Source organism: Rhodococcus spongiicola (assembly GCF_004011835.1).
GTDB lineage: Bacteria > Actinomycetota > Actinomycetes > Mycobacteriales > Mycobacteriaceae > Prescottella > Prescottella spongiicola.
The window spans coordinates 596,275-619,648 of sequence record NZ_RKLN01000003.1 but is presented as its reverse complement, the minus strand read 5'-3'; the positions used below and the strand labels follow the sequence as shown (position 1 = coordinate 619,648).

At 66.4% G+C, this 23,374-nt stretch carries 20 protein-coding genes; 18 read left to right on the top strand and 2 right to left on the bottom strand.

Annotation, left to right across the window (positions count from 1 at the left end):
* Window positions 1-105 precede the first annotated feature (105 nt).
* Complete coding sequence (locus tag EF834_RS10945) at window positions 106-561, top strand: ester cyclase (RefSeq protein ID WP_127947212.1); 456 nt, start codon at window positions 106-108, stop codon at window positions 559-561.
* A 375-nt stretch (window positions 562-936) separates the two neighbouring features.
* On the opposite strand, the gene EF834_RS10940 is transcribed toward EF834_RS10945, so the two are convergent.
* Both EF834_RS10940 and yaaA read right to left on the bottom strand, forming a co-directional pair.
* Complete coding sequence (locus tag EF834_RS10940) at window positions 937-1,497, bottom strand: hypothetical protein (protein WP_127947211.1); 561 nt, start codon at window positions 1,495-1,497, stop codon at window positions 937-939.
* Between the two features lie 96 nt (window positions 1,498-1,593).
* A complete protein-coding gene (gene yaaA / locus EF834_RS10935) occupies window positions 1,594-2,337 on the bottom strand; it encodes a peroxide stress protein YaaA (RefSeq protein WP_127947210.1) in 744 nt (247 codons plus the stop codon).
* 53 nt (window positions 2,338-2,390) lie between these two features.
* Here yaaA and EF834_RS10930 point away from each other — a divergent pair, with 53 nt between their 5' ends.
* From EF834_RS10930 to nuoN, 17 genes are all read left to right on the top strand, one after another.
* Window positions 2,391-4,136: a proline--tRNA ligase gene (locus EF834_RS10930; RefSeq protein WP_127947209.1), complete on the top strand. Its 1,746-nt coding sequence runs from the start codon at window positions 2,391-2,393 to the stop codon at window positions 4,134-4,136.
* A gap of 162 nt (window positions 4,137-4,298) precedes the next feature.
* Window positions 4,299-6,023 carry an acyl-CoA dehydrogenase family protein gene (locus EF834_RS10925; RefSeq protein WP_127947208.1) on the top strand — a complete coding sequence of 575 codons (1,725 nt, stop codon included), beginning with the start codon at window positions 4,299-4,301 and terminating at the stop codon, window positions 6,021-6,023.
* A 9-nt stretch (window positions 6,024-6,032) separates the two neighbouring features.
* On the top strand, window positions 6,033-6,713 hold the full coding sequence (locus EF834_RS10920; RefSeq protein ID WP_127947207.1) for an O-methyltransferase: 681 nt from the start codon (window positions 6,033-6,035) through the stop codon (window positions 6,711-6,713).
* 70 nt (window positions 6,714-6,783) lie between these two features.
* Window positions 6,784-7,197, top strand: a complete 414-nt coding sequence (locus EF834_RS10915) for an Rv3143 family two-component system response regulator (protein WP_127947206.1) — start codon at window positions 6,784-6,786, stop codon at window positions 7,195-7,197.
* 284 nt (window positions 7,198-7,481) lie between these two features.
* The gene (locus EF834_RS10910; protein WP_127947205.1) at window positions 7,482-7,853 is read left to right on the top strand and encodes an NADH-quinone oxidoreductase subunit A; all 372 of its coding nucleotides are present in this window, start codon (window positions 7,482-7,484) and stop codon (window positions 7,851-7,853) included.
* Window positions 7,854-7,884: 31 nt separating this feature from the next.
* The gene (locus EF834_RS10905; RefSeq protein ID WP_127947204.1) at window positions 7,885-8,469 is read left to right on the top strand and encodes a NuoB/complex I 20 kDa subunit family protein; all 585 of its coding nucleotides are present in this window, start codon (window positions 7,885-7,887) and stop codon (window positions 8,467-8,469) included.
* Window positions 8,466-9,227, top strand: coding sequence for an NADH-quinone oxidoreductase subunit C (locus EF834_RS10900; RefSeq protein ID WP_127947203.1), 762 nt, complete (start codon window positions 8,466-8,468; stop codon window positions 9,225-9,227). Before EF834_RS10905 ends, EF834_RS10900 begins: the two co-directional genes overlap by 4 nt.
* Window positions 9,228-9,268: 41 nt before the next feature.
* On the top strand, window positions 9,269-10,576 hold the full coding sequence (gene nuoD / locus EF834_RS10895) for an NADH dehydrogenase (quinone) subunit D (RefSeq protein WP_127947355.1): 1,308 nt from the start codon (window positions 9,269-9,271) through the stop codon (window positions 10,574-10,576).
* Window positions 10,573-12,681, top strand: a complete 2,109-nt coding sequence (gene nuoF, locus EF834_RS10890; RefSeq protein WP_127947202.1) for an NADH-quinone oxidoreductase subunit NuoF — start codon at window positions 10,573-10,575, stop codon at window positions 12,679-12,681. The genes nuoD and nuoF overlap by 4 nt, the downstream gene beginning before the upstream one ends.
* A complete protein-coding gene (locus tag EF834_RS10885; protein ID WP_127947201.1) occupies window positions 12,678-15,143 on the top strand; it encodes an NADH-quinone oxidoreductase subunit G in 2,466 nt (821 codons plus the stop codon). The genes nuoF and EF834_RS10885 overlap by 4 nt, the downstream gene beginning before the upstream one ends.
* Window positions 15,140-16,438 carry an NADH-quinone oxidoreductase subunit NuoH gene (nuoH, locus tag EF834_RS10880; RefSeq protein ID WP_127947200.1) on the top strand — a complete coding sequence of 433 codons (1,299 nt, stop codon included), beginning with the start codon at window positions 15,140-15,142 and terminating at the stop codon, window positions 16,436-16,438. The genes EF834_RS10885 and nuoH overlap by 4 nt, the downstream gene beginning before the upstream one ends.
* Window positions 16,431-17,018, top strand: a complete 588-nt coding sequence (gene nuoI / locus EF834_RS10875) for an NADH-quinone oxidoreductase subunit NuoI (RefSeq protein ID WP_127947199.1) — start codon at window positions 16,431-16,433, stop codon at window positions 17,016-17,018. Before nuoH ends, nuoI begins: the two co-directional genes overlap by 8 nt.
* Window positions 17,018-17,875, top strand: a complete 858-nt coding sequence (locus tag EF834_RS10870; RefSeq protein ID WP_408014496.1) for an NADH-quinone oxidoreductase subunit J — start codon at window positions 17,018-17,020, stop codon at window positions 17,873-17,875. Before nuoI ends, EF834_RS10870 begins: the two co-directional genes overlap by 1 nt.
* A complete protein-coding gene (gene nuoK / locus EF834_RS10865; protein WP_127947198.1) occupies window positions 17,872-18,171 on the top strand; it encodes an NADH-quinone oxidoreductase subunit NuoK in 300 nt (99 codons plus the stop codon). The genes EF834_RS10870 and nuoK overlap by 4 nt, the downstream gene beginning before the upstream one ends.
* Before the next feature lies 1 nt (window position 18,172).
* Window positions 18,173-20,185, top strand: coding sequence for an NADH-quinone oxidoreductase subunit L (gene nuoL / locus EF834_RS10860; protein ID WP_127947197.1), 2,013 nt, complete (start codon window positions 18,173-18,175; stop codon window positions 20,183-20,185).
* Complete coding sequence (locus EF834_RS10855) at window positions 20,185-21,762, top strand: NADH-quinone oxidoreductase subunit M (RefSeq protein ID WP_127947196.1); 1,578 nt, start codon at window positions 20,185-20,187, stop codon at window positions 21,760-21,762. The genes nuoL and EF834_RS10855 overlap by 1 nt, the downstream gene beginning before the upstream one ends.
* Window positions 21,759-23,363: an NADH-quinone oxidoreductase subunit NuoN gene (gene nuoN / locus EF834_RS10850; protein ID WP_127947195.1), complete on the top strand. Its 1,605-nt coding sequence runs from the start codon at window positions 21,759-21,761 to the stop codon at window positions 23,361-23,363. The genes EF834_RS10855 and nuoN overlap by 4 nt, the downstream gene beginning before the upstream one ends.
* Window positions 23,364-23,374: the final 11 nt, after the last annotated feature.

The window sequence follows — 23,374 nt, the reverse complement described above, 5'->3', positions numbered from 1 at the left end:
CTCCGGTGTTGCAAACGCGCTCCGGGTGGCTGCGCCTCGCTGGGTCGCCGACCCCCGGTCACCCCTAGCGGATCGGCGTGAACTGATGCACGCTGAAGATTGAGTGTGGAGATTCTGCTCGACACATTGGGGGTTAGCATGGCTACCGATCACAAATCGACGTCGAAACAGCTTCTCGAACTCTGGGGTGACAACACCCCACACACGCCGGACGACTATCTGGCCGCGAACTACGTCAACCATCAGTTACCCGATGTTTCGGGCGGCACGTCGACGAAGTCGCTGGCAGAGTGGCACGCCCTGCTCGACGAGTTCCACAAGTCCTTCTCGGGCGTGGACCTCGAAGTGATGGGCCAGGTCCAGGAAGGAGACTTCGTCTGCTCCTTCTTCCGGTTGACAGGCAAGCAGACCGGCCTCTTCCAGGGCATCGCCGCTACTGGCAATACGAGTTCATGGACCGGGGTGCATACGGATCGCTACGAAGACGGCAAGCTCGTCGAGAGCTGGGTCAATTGGGACAAGTACAGCTTCCTGGAAGGCCTCGGGCTCGCTAACAAGTGACGGATGATTCTTGACGAGTCGCGGCAGTGGGGAAGTTCTGATCCGTCGTGGACGGTGTTGCGCAGGTCCTCAGGCATCTTGCGGCGTCATTGGAGATCCCCGAGGGCCCCGCACAGCACGTTGCTCACGAAGGCGCCGGTGACGGTTCGGAATCTCGTCGGCTTCCTTCGGATCTAGGACCTTTCGCTCGAGGTCGGTGACTCCTACCGCTTCTGACGCCTCGCGGCGGTGCCACGGGAGGCTCTCCCCGGGTCGACCAGGGCCTGTCTGAACCGGCTACTCGAGACCGGATGGCCGACCCTCCGGTAAACCCGGGCTGGATACGCCACGATGGTTCTATCCATCTGCATTGCAACGCATTTGGGAGACGGTGACCTAGCTGTCTTCGATCACCTGTGTCACCTTCGCGGTCAGTACGGCGTCAGAGCTCGGGGTGTCAATCCTTGAAGACTCGTCGTATCGCACGCGTGTCCCATCCACGGAGAAGTTCCCGATCTCGGGATCGTCACCGCCGATGATTTCGTAGACCACCTTGAAGCTTCTACCCTCGAGGTCATCGACAAAGCCCTTGAAGGATGGGTCTATTGCGTAGGTCACGCTGCATCCTGCCGAGCCGAAGCACTTCTTTTCCAAGACTGTGATGTCGATAGCGAAGTCAGCGGGGACGATCGGGCGTTTCGGTTCCGTCGTTCTGGCGACCGCAGCGTTGGAGTTGGTCGTGCGGTTGGAGCTAGTGGAGTCGGTGGTAGATGCAGCCGCCTTGCTTGGGCCGTTGTTCTGCGACTGACCAATCGCATAGCCGATACCCCCGGCCGTCACCAACGACAGGAGCGCGACTGAAACTCCGGCGATGATCGCCTTACGACGAGGGGGCCCCGTTCTTTCGACCGCCACTTCGTTCGTCGCGCCAATGTTCGGCTGCTGATTGGGCTGCATTCTCGGCCTTTCTCGAACTGACTCATGCGAATTGACTCGGCGCATCATCGCATGACTGGCCTCGATTGACCTATCTCTCCGTATGCAAGTCGTGTCCTAAGTGAGGATGACCAGTTCCGCGCCCGATGCCACCTCGACCCGCAGCCCCGCCTTGGCGGCGACTCGGGCAACGCCCTCGATGTCGTCCGGCTCGGCCCGGGTGACGGTCAGCGCCCGTGCGAGCAGACCCTTGTGGTGCTTGTTGAAGTGGCTCACTACCTTTCGGGTTCCGTCGGGCTGTTCGGTGAGGACTGTCGCGGATAGCGCACCCGGTACGGCACCCAGTTGTCGGTAGACGCCCGACCGCAGGTCGACAACCAGGCCGCCGTCGGCCTCGCCGAGCAGTGCGTCCGTCAGTTCCGGTTTCCACAACGACTGCAGCGTGCCGAAGCCCGGCAGCTTGGAGCCTCCGGACAGCCGATACGCCGGGATCGAGTCACCAGCCCGTACGGCCCCGAACAGGGCTGAGCCCATCGCGAGCCGACCTAGCGCCTTCTCTCGCTGCGCCTTCGTCAGCGAACCCGCGTCGAGGGCGTCGAAGAGCACACCCGTGTACCTCTCGAGGGCCGGACGGGTGGGGGAGACCCACAGCTTGGCGTTGCGCTCGATCTCGTCGGCCTGCTTGGGGCCGAGTCTCAGGGCAACGTTCGACGCCTCCGCGTCGGCCGACAGGTCGACGAGCGCCGTCACGAGCATCTCGCGGGTCTCGGTCAACTGCGGCATCGACAGCTCGCCCAGGTCGAGCGGCGCACCGTCGCCGCCGACGGACTTCGTCTCGGAGGGGGGAAGGAGCACCAGCACGATCGCCAACCGTACCGATAGCGCCGCGGATGCCTCGACTAGGCTGCTAGACCGTGATCACCCGCATGTCGCACCTGTTCCTACGCACCCTGCGCGACGACCCGGCCGACGCCGAGGTCGCCAGCCACAAGCTGCTGGTTCGCGCCGGCTACGTGCGTCGCGTCGCGCCCGGCGTCTACTCGTGGCTGCCGCTCGGTCTGCGGGTGTTGCGAGAGGTGGAACGGGTGGTCCGCGAGGAAATGGACGCGATCGGCGGCCAGGAGATCCTGCTGCCGGCGCTGCTGCCCCGTGACCCGTACGAGACGACCAACCGCTGGACCGAATACGGCGACGGACTGTTCCGGTTGCAGGACCGCAAGGGCGGCGACTACCTGCTGGGCCCGACCCACGAGGAATTGTTCGCCCTCACCGTCAAAGGTGAGTACAACTCGTACAAGGACTTCCCGGTCACCCTCTACCAGATGCAGACCAAGTACCGCGACGAGGAGCGTCCCCGCGCCGGCATCCTGCGTGGTCGCGAGTTCGTGATGAAGGATTCCTACAGCTTCGACCTCACCGACGAGGGTCTCGCGGAATCGTATCGGGCACACCGCGACGCGTACGAGCGCATGTTCCAGCGCCTCGGCGTCAGGTACGTGATCGTTTCCGCGACGTCGGGCGCGATGGGTGGTAGTGCATCGGAGGAGTTTCTCGCCGAGAGCGAGATCGGCGAGGACACCTTCGTTCGCTGTGTCGAGTCCGGATACGCCGCGAACGTCGAGGCCGTCGAGACCCTCGCGCCAGAGCCGACCCCGGTCGACGGCTTGCCGGAGGCCAAGATCCACGACACCCCCGGAACCCCGACCATCGAAGCGCTCGTCGAGTGGGCCAACCGGGCCGGCCTGGGCCGCACGATCACCGGCGCCGACACCCTCAAGAACATCATCGTCAAGATCCGGCAGCCGGGCGGCGAGTGGGGGTTGCTGGGTATCGGCATTCCCGGCGACCGCGAAGTGGACGACAAGCGCCTCGAGGCGTCGCTCGAGCCCGCAGAGGTCGCGATGCTCATGGATGAGGACTTCGAAAAGTATCCGTTCCTCGCTAAAGGTTACATCGGCCCGAAGGCACTGCTGGACAACGATGTTCGATACCTCGTGGATCCCCGCGTGGTGGACGGCACGGCGTGGATCACCGGTGCCGACGTCGTCGGCAAGCACTATGTCGACCTCGTCGCCGGACGCGACTTCACCCCGGACGGCACCATCGAGGCTGCCGAGGTTCGCGACGGGGATCCGTCGCCGGACGGTGCCGGCCCGCTGGTCTCCGCCCGCGGCATCGAAATCGGCCACGTCTTCCAGCTCGGTCGCAAGTACACCGATGCTTTCGCTGTAGATGTACTCGGCGAGAACGGCAAGCCGGTCCGCCCGACCATGGGTTCGTACGGCGTCGGTGTCTCGCGCCTGGTCGCGGTCATCGCCGAGCAGCACCACGACGACAAGGGCCTGCGCTGGCCCGCGGAGGTCACGCCGTTCGACGTGCACCTGGTGATCGCGAACAAGGACGATGCGGCCCGCGAGGGGGCCGAAAAGTTGGCCGCCGAGCTCGACAAGGTAGGCATCGAGGTCCTCATCGACGACCGCAAGGCCTCGCCTGGCGTGAAGTTCAAGGACTCCGAGCTGATCGGCGTCCCGCTCGTGGTGGTCGTCGGCCGCGGGTACTCCGAGGGCAAGGTAGAACTGCGTGACCGCTTCAGTGGCGAGTCCCGCGAGGTTGCCGCCGATGGTGCACTCGCCGAGATCCGCGCCGCCGTGGGGGGCTGATACGTTCCATGGCCTGGTCGGTTCGGGTATTCGGCGGCTCGGTCTCGTGACTCGGGCTCGACAAGTGCGGAAAATGCGGGGTGATCCGGACCGATCCGGAGGACAGTGGAATGTGACCCCGACCGGGGTCTATATGTTTACGTTTTGCGAAGGGTGAGGCCGGTGGAACGACTGCTACTGAATCCGCACGATTACGACCCAGCGCGGTTCGACCCGAACACGCGTAGGTTGTTGCGTGCCACTATCGACTGGTTCGAATCCAGAGGTAAACGCCGGCTTCTGCAGGACGATCTGCACGCGGTGTGGCCGCGGGACTTCCTGGACTTCGCGGGTGGCGAGAAGTTGTTCGCGACGTTCATGACCCCGGCCGCCAACGCCGGGGATGACCCCAACAAGCGATGGGATGCGGCCCGCAACGCAGCACTCAGCGAGATCCTCGGGTTCTACGGACTGGGGTACTGGTATGCGTGGCAGGTGACCGTGCTGGGACTGGGGCCGATCTGGATGAGCGAAAACGACTCGGCCCGCGAACGTGCCGCCGAGCAGCTCGACGCGGGCGGCGTCATGGCCTTCGGACTGTCCGAGCGCGAACACGGCGCGGACGTGTACTCGACCGACATGCTGCTCACGCCCGCCGAGGACGGGACCGTGGCCTTCCGGGCGAACGGCAACAAGTACTACATCGGCAACGGCAACGTGGCGGGCATGGTGTCGGTATTCGGTCGCCGCACCGACGTCGAGGGCACCGACGGGTACGTCTTCTTCGTCGCCGACAGCCGAAACCTGCACTACCGGTTGATCGACAACGTCGTGCACGGCCAGATGTATGTCAGCACTTTCGCGCTCCGTGACTATCCGGTGCGCGAGGAGGACATCCTGCACACCGGGGCCGACGCCTTCTCGGCGGCGCTGAACACGGTCAACGTCGGCAAGTTCAATCTGTGCACGGCGTCGATCGGGATGTGCGAGCATGCGTTCTTCGAGGCGATCACGCACGCACACAACAGGATTCTCTACGGCAAGCGGGTGACCGATTTCCCGCACGTGCGGGCGAACTTCGTCGACGCCTATACCCGACTGGTGGCGATGAAACTCTTCAGTGCCCGGGCCGTCGACTACTTCCGGAGCGCCGGACTGGAGGACCGCCGCTACCTGCTCTTCAACCCCATGACCAAAGCGAAGGTCACCTCCGAGGGCGAGCAGGTGATTGCGCTCCTGCACGACGTGATCGCGGCCAAAGGGTACGAGAAGGACACCTACTTCCGCGAGGTCAGTCAACTGATCGGTACGCTGCCGAAACTCGAGGGTACGGTGCACGTCAACGTGGCGCTGATCCTCAAGTTCATGCCGAACTACCTGTTCAACCCGGCCGAGTATCCGGAGATCGGCACCCGCATGGACGCCGCCGACGACGCGTTCTTCTGGGCGCAGGGACCCACTCGCGGCGCCGCGAAGGTGCAGTTCGAAGACTGGACCCGCATCTACAACGAGTACTCCGACGTCCCCAACGTCGCCCGCTTCCTCGAGCAGGCGCTCGCTTTGCGGGAACTGCTCGCGAGCGCCGGGCCGGACGACGCCCAACGGGAGGACCTCGACTTCCTGCTCACGGTCGGGCACCTGTTCGAACTCATCGTGTACGGGCAACTGATCCTCGAACAGGCCGGCATCGTCGGCCTCGACCGCGATCTCATCGGGCAGATCTTCGACTTCCAGATTCGTGACTACTCGCGGTATGCGGTTGAGCTGCATGGCAAGCCGTCGTCCACCCCGGAGCAGCAGAAGTGGGCGCTCGACGTGATCCGCAGGCCCGTCGTCGACACCGACCGGTTCGAGCGGGTGTGGGAGCAGGTCGTCGCCTACGACGGTGCCTACGAGATGGGCCCCTAGGCTGAAGCGATGGCTGACGACATCGAACGCGCGCACTGGGCCGAGGTCGACGATTATCTCGTCGAGACCCTGATCGGGTCCGACGACGACCTGGCGGCGGCGCTCGAGGCGAACGGCGCGGCCCAGCTGCCGCCGGTCGATGTCTCTCCGACGCACGGCAAATTTCTGAACCTGTTGGCGCGCATGATCGGTGCCACTCGGGTGCTCGAGGTCGGTACCCTCGGCGGCTACAGCACCATCTGGCTCGCCCGCGCCGTGGGCGACTCCGGACGTGTCGTGACGCTCGAATACGAACCCGCGCACGCTGCCGTCGCCCGCGCGAACCTCGACCGTGCCGGTGTCGGGCGCCGTGTCGACATACGGATCGGAGCTGCCCTCGACACGCTGCCCGGCGTCGACGCCGACGGGATGGGGCCGTTCGATCTCGTCTTCGTCGACGCCGACAAGGTCAACAACTCCAACTACGTGCGGTGGGCGTTGCGGCTGTCGCGTCCGGGCACCGTGATCGTGGTCGACAACGTCGTCCGTGGTGGATCGGTCTCCAACGCCGACCTCGACGACGACGCCGTTCGGGCCGGCCGGGAGGTCCTGGGCTTGCTGGCTACCGAACCGCGTGTGGACGCCACCGCGTTGCAGACCGTCGGGTCCACGGGTTGGGACGGGTTCGCACTGGCGCTCGTGGTGGAATGACTGGCCGATCCGGACCGCATTCGGTGGCGCTTCCGGGTGTCCGAGCGTGCGCGGCCGTAGCATCGTTGTCGTGGTGAATCCGACCGTCCGCTCCGAAGGTTCTGGCCAGCTGCGCGTGCTCGTCTACAGCAGCGCTGCCGCGACGCGTGAGCAGGTGATGCGCGCTCTCGGTACGCACCCACATCCCGACCTGCCTCAGATCGAGTACACCGAGGTCGCGACCGAGCCGATGGTGATCCGAAAGATGGACGCCGGAGGTATCGATCTTGCGATTCTCGACGGTGAGGCGGCGCCCGCGGGTGGCATGGGTATCGCCAAGCAGCTGAAGGACGAGCTCGACGCGTGCCCGCCTGTCGTGGTGCTCACCGGCCGCGTGGACGACCGCTGGCTCGCCGACTGGTCGCGTGCCGAGGCCGTAGTTCAGCACCCGATCGAGCCGTTCCGGCTTGCAGAGGCGGTCGTCCCGCTGCTGCGGCGCGCGTAGCGTATCGGTGTCCTCCCCCCGGGGTGCCTCCCCGGCGTTCTCTCCCGGGGGCCCTCCCCGGCGTCCTTCCCGAGTTCTTCCCGCGGGCGTTCCGACGCCCGAGCGACTCGCGGGTAAAACCGAACCCAAGTGCACGCACTATCCCGGTACGCTGAGCCGTAGATCACATTCGGCGGGTAGGTATTCCTGATTGCGTGATTGTGCGTCTCTCGTGGCTACCCGTCGTGCGTGCTCACCGTGCGGGTTCACAACTGTGGGCTCACGACGAGAGGAGCTGAGACGCAGTGAATGCGTACGTGCCGATTCTCGTGCTCGGGGCCATCGCCGTCGCGTTCGCGGTGTTCTCCGTGGTCGTCGCGTCGGTGGTCGGTCCCAGGCGGGCCAACCGGGCCAAGCTCGAAGCGTATGAGTGCGGTATCGAACCGGTTCCGCAGCCGGCCACCGGTCGGGCGGGCGGGCAGCGGATCCCGGTCAAGTACTACCTGACAGCGATGCTGTTCATCATCTTCGACATCGAGATCGTGTTTCTCTACCCGTGGGCCGTGCACTTCGATGCCCTCGGTTTGTTCGGTTTGGTCGCAATGGCCGTCTTCGTCTTTACCGTTTCGGTGGCCTACGTATACGAGTGGCGGCGTGGGGGATTGAGCTGGGACTGAGCGGTCCCCGCAGGAGGGAGGTGAGTCTGGCATGGGTCTCGAGGAGAAGGTGCCGAGCGGTTTCCTGCTCAGCACTGTCGAAACCGTTGCCGGTTACGCCCGCAAGGGTTCGCTGTGGCCGGCCACGTTCGGCCTCGCGTGTTGTGCCATCGAGATGATGGCGACGACGTCGGGGCGGTTCGACCTCGCGCGCTTCGGTATGGAGGCCTTCCGTGCGTCACCTCGCCAGGCAGACCTGATGATCGTTGCCGGACGGGTGAGCCAGAAGATGGCGCCGGTCCTCCGGCAGGTGTACGACCAGATGGTCGAACCCAAGTGGGTGCTGGCGATGGGAGTCTGCGCGTCATCGGGCGGGATGTTCAACAACTACGCGATCGTGCAGGGCGTCGACCACGTTGTGCCGGTGGACATTTACCTACCTGGTTGCCCGCCACGACCCGAGATGCTGCTCAACGCGATCCTGGAGTTGCACGAGAAGATTCAGCACATGCCGCTCGGTGTCAATCGCGAACAGGCGGTCCGTGCCGCTGAGGAGGCCGCACTCGCTGCGCGACCGGCGCATCCCGCGATCGACCTCGGGATGCCGGGACGAGACGCCGGGGCAGTGATGCGATGACGACCGATCGCGACAAGAACCCGCACGGTACCGACCCCGAGGCGACCGCCGGTCCGGAAGGCACGATCCCCCCCGAACGCGTCGCAGGCGGCGAGATGATCGGACTCCGCCAGGGCATGTTCGGGGTCTCCGGCACCGGCGACACCTCCGGCTACGGACGCCTGTTGCGCCCGGTGACGTTGCCCGGCCGGGCGTCCCGGCCGTACGGCGGGTGGTTCGACGAGGTCGTCGACACGCTCGAGACCGCACTTGCCGATGGCGACGACACCGGCGCCGTGCTCGACGACGCGGTCGAGAAGGTCGTGGTGTTCCGCAACGAACTGACGCTGCACGTGCGGCGGGAGTACCTGCCGCTGCTCGCACGATTGCTTCGTGATGACCCGGGCCTGCGATTCGAGCTGTGTCTCGGGGTGAGCGGCGTGCACTATCCACAGGACTCCGGTCGGGAACTGCACGCGGTGTATCCGCTGATGTCGATCACCCACGGTCGGCGGCTGCGTCTCGAGGTCGCCGTGCCGGACGCCGATCCGCGCATACCGTCGCTTTACCGGATCTATCCGACCACCGACTGGCACGAGCGGGAGACATACGACTTCTTCGGACTCGTCTTCGAGGGTCATCCTGCACTCACCCGGATCGAGATGCCCGATGACTGGGTGGGGCATCCGCAACGCAAGGACTATCCGCTCGGTGGCATCCCCGTCGAGTACAAGGGGGCGACGGTCCCACCACCGGACGAGCGGAGGGGCTACCAGTGAACCATCCTCGCGAAAACTTCGACCAGGACGGCAGTGGTGGTCTGGACGGCGCTGATGGTGCGGAATTCACCGTCGCGGGGCAGGACTGGGACGATCTCGTCGACGCCGCGACCGAAGCCCAGAGATCCGGCGCCGAGCGCATCGTCGTCAACATGGGGCCGCAGCATCCGTCCACCCACGGGGTGTTGCGGTTGATCCTCGAGATCGAGGGCGAGACCGTCACCGACGCCCGTTGCGGAATCGGATACCTGCACACGGGCATCGAGAAGAATCTCGAGTATCGCAACTGGACTCAGGGCGTCACTTTCGTCACCCGCATGGACTACCTGTCGCCGTTCTTCAACGAGGTGGCGTACTGCCTCGGCGTGGAGAAGCTGCTCGACATCACCGACCAGATCCCCGAGCGCGCCACTGTGATCCGGGTGCTTCTGATGGAACTCAACCGGATCTCCTCGCACCTGGTCGCGCTGGCGACCGGCGGCATGGAATTGGGTGCGATCACACCGATGCTCTTCGGGTTCCGTGAACGTGAACTTGTCCTCGACATCTTCGAGATGATCACGGGTCTGCGAATGAACCATGCCTACGTCCGCCCGGGTGGACTCTCTCAGGATCTGCCCGACGGTGCGGTGGAGAAGGTACGGGAGTTGCTCGACCTGATGCCGCGCCGGCTACGCGATCTGGAGAACCTCCTCAACGAGAATCCGATCTGGAAGGCTCGTACGCAGGGCATCGGCTACCTCGATCTCACCGGATGCATCGCGCTCGGCATCACCGGTCCGATCCTTCGAGCGACCGGGCTGCCCCATGACGTGCGCCGCACCGATCCCTACTGCGGCTACGAGACGTACGACTTCGACGTCATCACCGACACCGGATCGGACTGTTACGGCCGGTACCTCGTCCGCGTCCGGGAACTGGCCGAGTCGCTCAAGATCGTCGAACAATGCCTGGACCGGTTGCGTCCCGGGCCGGTCATGTTGGCGGACAAGAAGATTGCATGGCCAGCCGATCTCGCGCTCGGCCCGGACGGCCTCGGAAACTCGCTGGAGCACATCCGCCGGATCATGGGCACCTCGATGGAGGGTCTGATCCACCACTTCAAACTCGTGACCGAAGGGTTCCGGGTCCCCCCCGGGCAGGTGTACGTTGCGGTGGAATCCCCGCGCGGTGAGTTGGGCGTGCACATGGTGAGCGACGGAGGCACGCGGCCGTATCGGGTCCACTATCGCGATCCGTCGTTCACCAACCTTCAGGCAGTGTCGGCGATGTGCGAGGGCGGCATGGTGGCAGATGTGATCGCGTCGGTGGCCAGTATCGACCCCGTCATGGGGGGAGTGGACCGATGAGCGATCAGCGCGAGACGCCCGGACCGGTGTTCGTCGAACTATCGCCGCGACCCCAGGTACCGGCGCAGTTCCCACCGGACGTAGAGACCCGGTTGGCCGCCGAAGCCGGCGAGATCATCGCCCGCTACCGCGCCCGCGGCGGCGAAACCCGTTCCAGTGAACCCCCCGATACCGAGCGCTCCGCGCTGATGCCGCTGTTGCATCTCGTCCAAGCCGAGGAAGGCTATGTCTCGGCAGCCGGAATCGACTTCTGTGCAAGACAACTCGGACTGAGCCCGGCAGAAGTGACCGCGGTGGTCACCTTCTACACGATGTACCGCCGTAATCCCACGGGTACGTACCACGTGGGGGTGTGCACCAACAGCCTGTGCGCTGTGATGGGCGGTGATGCGATCTACGCGGCCCTGCGTGAGCATCTGGAGATCGCGAACGGCGAGACCACTGCCGACGACGCCGTGACGCTCGAGCACGTCGAGTGCAACGCGGCCTGCGACTTCGCGCCGGTCATGATGGTCAACTGGGAGTTCTTCGACAACCAGACGCCCACCTCGGCCATCGAGGTGGTCGACGCGCTGCGGGCGGGGAAGTCCGTGACCCCTACGCGTGGCGCACCACTGTGCTCCTTCCGGGACACCACGCGGATCCTGGCGGGGTTCCCGGACCCTCGGCCTGCTGCGCTCGAGGCGGGCGGCGGCGCGGGGCCGGCGACCGTCGCCGGACTGCAGGTGTCCCGCGAGGGCACGGCCGGCGCGTCGGACGGCCCGGCGTTGACGCCGGTCCTGAGCAGCCACTGGGACGACGCCCGGTCCTGGACCCTCCAGACGTACCAGCGGCACGAGGGCTACGACGCGTTGCACAAGACGCTGCGGATGAACCCGGACGAGGTGATCCAGACCGTCAAGGAGGCCGGGTTGCGCGGCCGTGGCGGTGCGGGCTTCCCGACCGGCATGAAGTGGTCGTTCATCCCGCAGGACCCGTCCAACAGCGTCGTCACGGGAACCGTCAAGCCGCACTACCTGGTCGTCAACGCCGACGAGTCGGAACCGGGCACCTGCAAGGACATTCCGCTGATGCTCGCAACGCCCCACGCGCTGATCGAGGGCGTGATCATCGCCTCCTACGCGATCCGAGCGTCACGGGCGTTCATCTACCTGCGTGGCGAGGTGGTTCCGGTTCTGCGCCGGTTGCAGGCGGCGGTGGCCGAGGCCTACGACGCCGGCTACCTCGGCGACGACATCCTCGGTTCCGGCTTCGACCTCGACGTCGTGATCCACGCCGGTGCAGGCGCCTACATCTGCGGAGAGGAGACCGCGCTACTCGACTCGCTCGAGGGCCGACGTGGCCAGCCCCGCTTACGGCCACCCTTTCCGGCGGTAGAGGGGCTCTATGCATGCCCCACGGTGGTCAACAATGTCGAGTCGATTGCCAGCGTGCCGCCGATCATCCTGCGCGGGCCGGAGTGGTTCCGCAGCATGGGAAGCGAGGCGTCCCCCGGATTCACCTTGTACTCACTCTCCGGCCACGTGACGCGCCCCGGCCAGTACGAGGCGCCGCTGGGAATCACATTGCGGCAGCTGCTCGAGTACGCGGGCGGTGTCCGAGCGGGACATCGGCTGAAGTTCTGGACGCCGGGTGGCTCGTCGACACCGATCCTCACCGACGAGCACCTGGACGTGCCGCTCGACTATGAGGCCGTCGCCGAAGCCGGATCGATGCTCGGCACCAAGGCGCTGCAGATCTTCGATGAGACCACGTGTGTCGTGCGAGTGGTGTTGCGGTGGACGGAGTTCTACGCGCACGAGTCGTGCGGCAAGTGCACCCCGTGCAGGGAGGGCACGTACTGGCTGGTGCAGATCCTCGAGCGACTCGAACGTGGCGAAGGCACCGAGGAGGACCTCGGCAAGCTGCTCGACATCTCCGACACCCTCCTCGGGAAGTCATTCTGCGCTCTCGGGGACGGCGCTGCCAGCCCGATCATGTCCTCGCTGAAGTACTTTCGCGACGAGTTCGTCACGCACTTCGAACACGGCGGATGCCCCTTCGACCCGGAGGACTCGGCGCTCGTCGCCAAGGTCGCGGCCCGACCGGAAGGGGAGAGAGCATGACCGTCAGCGCGGGAGCCGACGCGTCCGGCCAGCCGGTACCGTCCGACCGGGTGACGCTCACGATCGACGGCGTCGAGGTGACGGTGCCCAAGGGCACCCTCGTCATCCGGGCCGCCGAGGGGATCGGCATCCAGATCCCCCGATTCTGCGACCATCCGCTGCTCAACCCGGTCGGCGCCTGCCGGCAATGCCTCGTCGAGGTCGAAGGACAGCGCAAACCACTCGCATCGTGTACGACCGTGGCGACCGACGGCATGGTGGTGAGCACGCAGGTCACCTCCGAGGCCGCGGACCGGGCGCAGAAGGGTGTGATGGAGCTGCTGCTCATCAACCACCCGCTCGACTGCCCCGTGTGTGACAAGGGTGGCGAGTGTCCGCTGCAGAACCAGGCCATGTCGAGCGGTCGCGCGGAGTCTCGCTTCGGCGGGATCAAACGCACCTTCCCCAAACCGATTCCGCTGTCCACCGAGGTGCTGCTCGACCGCGAACGTTGCGTACTGTGCGCGCGCTGCACGCGATTCTCCCAGCAGATCGCGGGCGACCCGATGATCGAACTGCTCGAGCGCGGTGCGCTGCAACAGGTCGGGATAGCCGACGGGGAGCCGTTCGATTCCTATTTCTCGGGCAATACCGTGCAGATCTGTCCGGTCGGGGCGCTCACCGGCGCGGCGTACCGGTTCCGAGCGCGGCCGTTCGACCTGGTGTCGAGCCCGAGTGTCTGCGAGCACTGCGCGAGCGGGTGCGCGCAGCGCACCGACCACCGTCGCGGCACCGTGCTGCGCCGCCTCGCCGGCGACGATCCGCAGGTCAACGAGGAGTGGAACTGCGACAAGGGACGATGGGCTTTCGCGTACGCGACGGAACCGGATCGGATCGAGACGCCACTGGTGCGCGGTGCGTCCGGCGAGTTGAGGCAGGCTTCGTGGCCCGAGGCTCTGGCGCTCGCCGCTCGCGGTCTGTCGTCGGCATCCGGCGGTACCGGCGTCCTCGTCGGCGGCCGTGTCACTGTCGAGGACGCGTACGCCTACGCCAAGTTCACCCGGTTGGTGCTGGGCAGCAACGCGATCGACTTCCGGTCCCGCCTGCACTCGGCCGAGGAGACCGAGTTCCTCGCCTCCCGGATCGCCGGCCGCGTCATCGGCGCCGACCAGACAGCGGTCACCTACGACGATCTCGAGCACGCACCTGCCGTGCTGCTCGTCGCGTTCGAGCCGGAGGAGGAGTCGCCGATCGTTTTCCTCCGGTTGCGCAAGGCGGTACGCAAGGGGCGGACCGTGGTCATGTCGGTCGCTCCGTACGCCACCCGTGGGCTCGACAAGATCCCCGGGCGCCTCCTACGTGCCGTACCGGGCGATGAACCGGCGATCCTCGACGAGCTGACCGAGTCGGACTTCCTGCGACACCCCGGTGCGGTGATCCTGGTCGGGGAGCGGGCAGCCGGCATTCCGGGAACCCTGTCGGCCGTCGCGCGTCTGGCGGACGCTACCGGTTCTCGAATCGCATGGATTCCGCGGCGTGCGGGCGAGCGTGGCGCTCTCGAGGTCGGGGCGCTGCCGACCCTGCTGCCAGGTGGACGGCCCGTCGCCGATCTGGCTGCGCGGCAAGAGGTGGCCGCCGCATGGGGAGTCGATGAACTTCCCGACGGTGCGTGCCGGGACACGTCGGAGATTCTCGAGGCCGCCGCGGAGGGTGAGCTCGGCGCCCTGGTGGTCGGCGGCGTCGAACTCGGCGACCTGCCCGACCCGGACGCCGCGACCGCTGCCCTGGACGCGGCCGGATTCGTCTTGAGTCTCGAGCTTCGACGCAGCGCCGTCACCGAGCGGGCCGACGTGGTGTTTCCGGTGGCACCCACCGCGGAGAAACCGGGTGCGTTCGTCGACTGGGAGGGTCGGGTGCGCCCGTTCGAGACTGCTCTGCGCGACACCGGCGCCGTGCCCGACCAGCGAGTGCTGGACGCTCTGGCCACCGAGATGGGCGTCCCGCTCGGGTTGCCCGACGTCGTGGCCGCGCGCATCGAGATTGCGCGGATGGGCACGTGGGGCGGTGCGCGACCGCCTTCCCCGGACGTCGCCGCACGCTCGGCACCCGAACCAGGGCCCGGCGAGGCGGTCCTGACGTCCTGGCGAATGCTCCTCGATGAAGGTCGACTGCAGGACGGCGAACCGTACCTCGCCGGGACGGCTCGTCCGCCCGTTGTGCGTCTGTGCGCCGACAGCGCCGCCGAGATCGATGCACGGGAGGGCGATCCGGTGACCGTCGAAACCGACCGTGGTTCGGTCACCCTGCCGCTGGCGGTCACCGATTTGCCGTACCGCGTGGTGTGGCTGCCGCTGAACTCGTCCAGGTCGGCGGTCTACCGGCAACTCGGCGTCCGGCCCGGCGACATCGTCGGGATTCGCCGCGCCGAACCCGGCGACGAGGCTGCCGCGTCGGCCGGAACTTCGGGGGAGGCCCTGCGATGACCGTCCTCGCCGCCGCAGACCTGTCGATGTTCGGTCGCGATCCGTGGTGGCTGGTGGTCGCGAAGGCGTTGGCCATCTTCATTTTCCTGGTGCTGACGGTGCTGATCGCGATCTACGCAGAGCGCAAGGTGCTGGCTTGGATGCAGATGCGCGTCGGACCCGACCGGGTCGGCCCGCGTGGACTTCTGCAGACCCTCGCCGACGGCATCAAGCTCGCCCTCAAGGAGGGCATTGTTCCGAAGGGCGTCGACAAGCCGATCTACATCCTCGCGCCGGTCATCGCGACCGTGCCGGCATTCATGGCCTTCGCGGTGATTCCCTTCGGCCCCGAGGTGTCGATCCTCGGCCACCTGACGCCGCTGCAGCTGACGGACCTGCCCGTCGCGGTGCTGTACATCCTCGCCGTCACGTCGGTCGGGGTATACGGGATCGTGCTGGCCGGCTGGGCATCCGGGTCGACGTATCCGCTGCTTGGTGGACTGCGGTCGACCGCGCAGGTGATCTCTTACGAGGTGGCCATGGGGCTGACGTTCGCGGCGGTCTTCCTCGACGCCGGGACGATGTCGACCTCGGGCATCGTCGATGCCCAATACGGCACGTGGTACGTCTTCCTCTTGCTGCCGTCTTTCCTCATCTACGTGACATCGATGGTCGGCGAGACCAACCGCGCGCCGTTCGACCTGCCCGAGGCCGAGGGCGAACTCGTCGGCGGCTTCCACACCGAGTACTCGTCACTGCGTTTCGCGATGTTCATGCTCGCCGAGTACGTGAACATGGTGACGGTCTCGGCGCTGGCCGCCACGATGTTCCTGGGCGGCTGGCACGCGCCCTGGCCGTTGAACATGTGGTCCGGCGCGAACTCGGGTTGGTGGCCGCTGCTGTGGTTCGTCGCGAAGGTGTGGCTGTTCCTGTTCGTGTTCATGTGGTTGCGCGCCACCCTCCCACGCCTGCGCTACGACCAGTTCATGAACCTCGGATGGAAGATCCTGATCCCCGTCGCCCTCGGGTGGGTGATGGTGGTCGCGACCGTGCGGGGCTTCCGCAACGAGGGGTACGACGTGGGCTGGGTCATCCTGTTCGTCGGTGGAGCCCTCGTCGGGATCCTGCTCTTGGCGCTGTTGGGGCGCCGCTTTACGACCGAGCGTGCCTCGCCCGGTGAAGAGTCTGCCGCCGCTGCTCCGTTCGATCCGATGGCCGGCGGTTTCCCCGTCCCGCCACTACCGGGCCCTCCGTCGCGCACCGCAGCCGGCGTCGGGTCGTCGCAGGGCTCCCGAAAGGAGGATTTCGATGCCTGAGTTCCTCGACTCCGTCGCAGGTTTCGGTGTGACCTTCTCAACGATGTTCAAGAAGCCGGTGACCGAGTTCTACCCCGAGGAGAAGACGCCGACCGCGGGCCGTTACCACGGTCGGCACCAGCTCAATCGGCACCCGGACGGGCTCGAGAAATGCATCGGCTGTGAATTGTGTGCGTGGGCGTGCCCGGCCGACGCGATCTACGTCGAGGGCGCCGACAACACCGAGGAAGAGCGGTTTTCGCCCGGTGAGCGGTACGGCCGCGTCTACCAGATCAACTATCTGCGGTGCATCGGCTGCGGGCTGTGTGTCGAGGCGTGCCCGACACGCGCGCTCACGATGACGAATGACTACGAGATGGTCGACGACAACCGGACGGACCTGATCTACGAGAAGGATCGCCTGCTCGCTCCGCTGCAACCCGGCATGGAGGCTCCGCCGCACCCCATGGCGGCCGGCACCACCGACGAGGACTACTACCGCGGAACGGTGACAGGTGCGGCAGCCGAACCGGCGCAGGCTGAGTCGGGTGAAGCTGAGTCAGGGCAAGCTGAGTCGGGGCAAGCCGGGGAGGTGAGGTAGTGGAGGTAGTGACCGGGAACCAGGCTGCGCTCTTGGCCGCGGACCTGCTCACCCGGACATCCACCGCAGAGGGCGTCCAATTCTGGATACTCGGCACGGTCGCGGTGCTCGGCGCGCTCGGTGTGGTGGTCTCACCCAAGGCCGTGTACTCGGCGATATTCCTCGCGATGACCATGATCGTGCTTGCGGTGTTCTACGTCGCCCAGGGCGCGTTGTTCCTCGGTGTCGTGCAGGTTGTCGTCTACACCGGCGCGGTCATGATGCTGTTCCTGTTCGTGCTGATGCTCGTCGGCGTCGACTCGTCGGACTCCCTCGTGGAAACGCTTCGCGGACAACGCGTCGCCGTGGTGACGGCGGGCGTGGGCTTCGGCCTGCTGCTGATCGGCGGTCTCGGCAACGCCGCCATCGGTGTGTCCCGTGCAGGCGAGGTCGGATTCGTCGGATTCGGTCCGACCGGAGAGGTAGTGGAGGGGCGACCGGTCGGAAACGTCGAGGGTCTCGCCGAGATCGTCTTCCTCCGCTACGTCTGGGTGTTCGAACTCACCGGCGCCCTGCTGATCACCGCGACGATCGGCGCGATGGTGCTGGCGCACCGGGAACGGTTCGAGCGCCGCCTGACCCAACGGGAGCTGTCGCAGCAACGCTTCCGGGACTGGGGTGCAAGCGATCCCGAGGCGACCATCGCGACCCGCGTGACCCCACTGCCCAGCCCGGGCGTCTACGCACGCGGCAACGCCGTCGACATACCGGCCCGTTTGCCGGACGGGTCCGACTCTCGAGAATCTGTTTCTCGTGTCCTCGATCCGCGAGAGGCGCCGCCGTCGGGCGTACCGCCGAACGGTGAGGAGCAGCGATGAATCCAGAGAACTACCTGTACCTGGCCGCGCTGCTGTTCACGATTGGTGCGGCCGGAGTATTGCTGCGCCGCAACGCGATCGTCGTGTTCATGTGTATCGAGCTGATGCTCAACGCTTGCAACCTCGCGTTCGTCACGTTTGCACGCATGCACGGAAACCTCAACGGCCAGGTGTTCGCGTTCTTCACGATGGTTGTCGCGGCAGCCGAGGTCGTAGTGGGCCTCGCGATCATCATGACCATCTTCCGTACCCGCCGTTCGGCCTCGGTCGACGACGCTGACCTGCTGAAGTACTGACATGGACTGGGGGACGGGAATTCACGCGCTCATCTGGCTTCTACCGGTACTTCCACTCGTCGGTGCGGCGATCCTGCTGTTGGCCGGCCGGCGCAGCGACCGCTGGGGGCACCTGCTCGGCTGTGCCACCGCGCTTGCGTCGTTCGTGCTCGCCGCGGCCCTGTTCGTCGACATGCTCGGGCGCGACGGCGCCGACCGGATCGTGCACCAGAACCTGTTCAGCTGGTTGCCGGTCGCCGGACTCCAAGTCGATTTCGGCCTCCGACTCGACCCCCTGTCGATGTGCTTCGTGCTGCTCATCACCGGTGTCGGCTCGCTCATCCACATCTACTCGGTCGGCTACATGAGCCACGGACCGGATCCGTCGGGTCGGTCGACCGGCTCCGCGCCCGGTCGCCGACTGTTCTTCGCGTACCTCAACCTGTTTCTCGCCGCGATGCTGTTGCTGGTGCTCGCGGACAACTACCTCGGTCTGTACGTCGGCTGGGAGGGCGTCGGTCTCGCGTCGTACTTGCTGATCGGATTCTGGCAGTACAAGCCCACGGCGGCCACCGCTGCGAAGAAGGCGTTCATCGTCAACCGCGTCGGTGACATGGGGTTGATCGTCGCGCTCATGATCATGTTCGCGACGTTCGGATCGGTGTCGTTCGCGGACGTGTTCGGCGGCGCCGGGTCCGCGAGCGACGGCACCCTCACCGCGATGGGCCTGGTACTACTGCTCGCGGCATGCGGCAAGTCGGCGCAGGTCCCACTCCAGTCGTGGCTCGGCGACGCGATGGAGGGCCCGACACCCGTGTCCGCCCTGATCCACGCGGCGACGATGGTCACGGCCGGCGTCTACCTGATCGTGCGATCCGGCCCGATCTTCGAGGCGGCCCCGGCGGCCCAGGTCGCGGTCGTCATCGTGGGTGCCGTGACGCTGCTCTTCGGCGCGGTCATCGGCTGCGCGAAGGACGACATCAAGAAGGCGCTCGCGGCGTCGACCATGAGCCAGATCGGGTACATGGTGATGGCCGCCGGACTCGGCCCGGCCGGGTACGTGGCCGCGATCATGCTGCTGCTCGCGCACGGCTTCTTCAAGGCCGGGCTCTTCCTGGGTGCGGGATCGGTGATGCACGGCATGAACGACGAGACCGACATGCGTCGGTACGGCGGCCTGCGGACCCTGATGCCGATTACGTTCGTGACGTTCGGGCTCGGTTACCTCGCGATCATCGGGATTCCACCGTTCTCGGGCTTCTTCGCCAAGGACAAGGTCATCGAGTCCGCGTTCGAGTCCGGCGGCGCCGGTGGGGTCGCGCTCGGTGTGGTCGCGATGCTCGGGGCTGGTATCACCGCGTTCTACATGACGCGCGTGACGCTGATGACCTTCTTCGGCGACCGGCGTTGGGCGGCAGGAGCGGAGCCCGCGGAGCGACCAGAAAACGCAGGAGTGGAGCCTGCGGAGCGACCAGAACACACGGTCACCGACCCGCACGAGTCGCCGGGCGTGATGACCGTCCCCATGATCGTGCTCGCGGCGGGATCGGTCGCCGCGGGTGGCCTGTTGGCGATGGGAGGTGCTCTCGAGCACTGGCTCGAGCCCGTGTGGACCGAATTCGGGTCCGCTGCGGAACATGCCGCGCCGGCCGTGCCGGTCTGGGTGATCACCCTCACCACACTGGCCGTGGTCCTGGTCGGCGTCAGGATCGCGTGGAGGCAGTACGGCGCCCGACCCGTCCCCGTCGAGGCGCCCGTGGACGTGTCGGGGCTGACTGTTGCCGCCCGCCGTGATCTGTACGGCGATGACGTCAACGAGACGATCTTCATGCGGCCCGGACGGCGGCTGGTGGCAGGGCTGAAGGTGGTCGAGGACCGGGGGATCGACGGCGTCGTACGGATTGTTCCGGCGGTGCTCGGCTTCGCCTCGGTTGTGCTCAGACGGTTGCAGACCGGGTTCGTGCGCTCGTATGCGTTGTACATGTTCATCGGCGCGGCCCTCGTGGTCGCGGCCGTACTGGTGGGGAGGGTGTAGTGAACGGCTTTCCCTGGTTGACGGCGCTTTGGCTGCTGCCCCTCGCCGGCGCGGTTGCGACGATGGCGACGCCCGCGCACCGGCGCGGGCTGGCACGATCGATCGCGCTCGCCGTGGCTGTCGCAACCCTGGTCGTGGCGGTGGTGGTCGCGGTCCGGTTCGACCCGGCAGGCCCGCAGTACCAGTTCGTCGAGTCGCGTTCGTGGATACCGGCGTTCGGCACTCGATACGAACTCGGACTCGACGGCATCGCGCTGGCCCTGGTGCTGCTCACGGTGGTGCTGGTGCCGCTGCTGCTGGTGGCGGGATGGCGGGACGGTGCGTCGGAGGAACGGCGTCCACGCGCCACGCACACCTATGTCGCGTTGATCCTCGTCGTCGAGTCGATGGTGCTGATGTCGTTCCTCGCGCTCGACATCCTGCTGTTCTACGTGTTCTTCGAGGCCATGCTCATCCCGATGTACTTCCTCATCGGTGGTTTCGGGCAGCCGGGGCCCGGGCGGTCGAGGGCCGCGGTGAAGTTCCTGTTGTACAACCTCTTCGGCGGCCTGATCATGCTGGCAGCCGTCATCGGCGTCTACGTCGTGACGGCCGGGGCGGACAGTCCGTTCGCGTCGGGGACGTTCGATCTGCGGGCGATTGCCGCGGCGGTCGCGTCCGGCGACCTGACGATGAACGCGCCGGTGGCCAATGCGTTGTTCCTGGGCTTCATGTTCGCGTTCGCGGTCAAGGCCCCGCTGTGGCCGCTGCACAGTTGGCTCCCCGACGCCGCGGTACAAGCGACCCCGGTGAGCGCGGTGCTGATGATGGCCGTGGTCGACAAGGTCGGTACCTTCGCGATGCTGCGCTACAGCCTGCAGTTGTTCCCGGACGCCGCACAATATTTCGCGCCGCTCGTGATCACGCTCTCCGTGGTCAGCATCGTGTACGGCGCGTTGCTCGCGATTGCTCAGACCGATGTCATGCGGCTGATCGCGTACACGTCGATCTCGCACTTCGGGTTCATCGTGCTGGGGGTGTTCGCGATGACCAGCCAGGGCCAGAGCGGTTCGACGCTGTACATGGTCAACCATGGGATCTCGACCGCCGCGCTGATGCTCGTGGCCGGATTCCTTGTGTCGCGGACCGGTACGCGCGTGATCGCCGACTACGGAGGCGTCCAGAAGGTTGCCCCACTGCTCGCGGGCACCTTCCTCATCGCGGGCCTGGCCACGCTGTCGCTCCCGGGCCTCGCACCGTTCGTCAGCGAGTTCCTGGTGTTCGTCGGGACGTACACGCGCTATCCGGTCGCGGCGGTGCTCGCCACCATTGCGCTGGTGCTCGCCGCGCTGTACGTGCTGTGGCTGTACCAGAGGATGATGACGGGCCCGGTCACGGACGGCAGCAAGCACATTCGCGATCTCAGACGCCGTGAGATGGTGGTGGTGGCGCCGTTGATTGCCCTGCTGGTGGTCCTCGGTGTCTATCCGAAGCCGATGCTCGACGTCATTACTCCCGCAGTCGCGGGCACACTCACCACGATCGACCGGCCCGACCCCGCCCCGACGGCCGCCGAGCAGGACGGAGGCGCCCGATGAACCCCGACATGGACGCGGTGCTGCAGGCTCCGAGTATCGAGTACAGCCAACTGGCGCCGATGCTGATCGTGTTCGCGGTCGCCGTCGTCGGGGTGCTCGTCGAAGCCTTCGCCCCACGACGTGTCCGCTACACCACGCACCTCGGGCTCGCACTCGGCGGACTCGTCGCTGCCTTCGTCGCGGTGGTTGCGCTCTCCGGCACCCGCAACGCTGCGGCCGTGGGAAGCGTGGCCATCGACGGGCCGACCCTGTTTCTGCAGGGCACGATCCTTCTCGTCTCGATCGTCGCGGTGCTGCTCATCGCCGATCGCGGACTGGACCGGGCGGTGGCCGGTGCCGAGACGGCCGCCGTCGGGGCCGGGGTTGGAGTCGGGGCGGTGGACGCTTTCACCCCACGCGCTTCGGCCGTACCGGGCAGCGAAGCCGAGAAGGAAGCCGCCAGGGCCGGGGTGACGCAAACCGAGGTCTTTCCGCTGGTGTTGTTCGCCGTCGGCGGCATGTTGCTCTTTCCAGCAGCCAACGACCTGTTGACGATGTTCGTCGCGCTCGAGGTGCTCTCGCTGCCGCTGTACCTGTTGTGCGGGCTCGCGCGCCGCCGTCGTTTGCTCTCTCAGGAAGCGGCTCTGAAGTACTTTCTGTTGGGCGCGTTCTCGTCCGCGTTCTTCCTCTTCGGAGTGGCACTCCTGTACGGGTTTGCCGGCACGGTCCAACTGCCTGGAATCGGGCAGGCGATCGAACAGCGTTCAGGCGATGTCGTTCTCGCGCAGATCGGCCTGGCGATGCTGGCGGTCGGCCTCTTGTTCAAAGTCGGTGCCGTGCCGTTCCACTCCTGGATCCCCGACGTCTACCAAGGCGCGCCGACGCCGATCACCGCGTTCATGGCGTCCGCGACCAAGATCGCGGCCTTCGGTGCGGCGCTGCGCGTGTTCTACGTCGCGGTACCGGGACTCAGCGTCGACTGGCGCCCCGTCCTGTGGGCGGTCGCGATCCTGACGATGCTCGTCGGCGCGGTTCTCGCGATCACGCAGACCGACGTCAAACGGATGCTGGCGTACTCGTCGGTGGCCCACGCGGGTTTCATCCTCACCGGTGTGATCGCCGGGAACGACGCGGGGATCTCGTCGACCATCTTCTATCTGCTCGCTTACGGTTTCAGCACGCTCGGAGCGTTCGCGGTCGTGACCCTGGTGCGCGATGCGTCGGGGGCCGAGGTCACCGACCTGGCCCGGTGGGCCGGTCTCGGCCGCACATCCGCGCCCCTCGGCATCGCGTTCGCCCTGTTCCTGCTGTCGTTCGCGGGTATTCCGCTCACGAGTGGCTTCGTGAGCAAGTTCGCCGTCTTCCAGGCGGCGGCGTCCGGGGGAGCGGTGCCGCTTGTGATCGTCGGCGTGATCAGCAGTGCGATCGCGGCGCTGTTCTACGTCCGCGTCATCGTCCTGATGTTCTTCTCGGACCCGCCGGAGGACGCTCCTGCTGTGGTGGTCACCAGTGCCCCAACGGTCTCGGCCGTCACTATCGCCGGTGTGGTGACTGTCGCCTTGGGCATCGTGCCCCAACCTGTGCTTGATCTCGCGGAGAGGGCGGGCAGCTTCCTGACCTGACCGGAACTGAT

Excerpts from the sequence above, each read along its gene's own strand:
- EF834_RS10940 (WP_127947211.1), bottom strand. The coding sequence starts at position 1,497 with ATGCAGCCCAATCAGCAGCCGAACATTGGCGCGACGAACGAAGTGGCG.
- EF834_RS10920 (WP_127947207.1), top strand. The coding sequence starts at position 6,033 with ATGGCTGACGACATCGAACGCGCGCACTGGGCCGAGGTCGACGATTAT.
- EF834_RS10905 (WP_127947204.1), top strand. The coding sequence starts at position 7,885 with ATGGGTCTCGAGGAGAAGGTGCCGAGCGGTTTCCTGCTCAGCACTGTC.
- EF834_RS10900 (WP_127947203.1), top strand. The coding sequence starts at position 8,466 with ATGACGACCGATCGCGACAAGAACCCGCACGGTACCGACCCCGAGGCG.
- nuoF (WP_127947202.1), top strand. The coding sequence starts at position 10,573 with ATGAGCGATCAGCGCGAGACGCCCGGACCGGTGTTCGTCGAACTATCG.
- EF834_RS10885 (WP_127947201.1), top strand. The coding sequence starts at position 12,678 with ATGACCGTCAGCGCGGGAGCCGACGCGTCCGGCCAGCCGGTACCGTCC.
- nuoH (WP_127947200.1), top strand. The coding sequence starts at position 15,140 with ATGACCGTCCTCGCCGCCGCAGACCTGTCGATGTTCGGTCGCGATCCG.
- nuoI (WP_127947199.1), top strand. The coding sequence starts at position 16,431 with ATGCCTGAGTTCCTCGACTCCGTCGCAGGTTTCGGTGTGACCTTCTCA.
- nuoK (WP_127947198.1), top strand. The coding sequence starts at position 17,872 with ATGAATCCAGAGAACTACCTGTACCTGGCCGCGCTGCTGTTCACGATT.
- nuoL (WP_127947197.1), top strand. The coding sequence starts at position 18,173 with ATGGACTGGGGGACGGGAATTCACGCGCTCATCTGGCTTCTACCGGTA.
- nuoN (WP_127947195.1), top strand. The coding sequence starts at position 21,759 with ATGAACCCCGACATGGACGCGGTGCTGCAGGCTCCGAGTATCGAGTAC.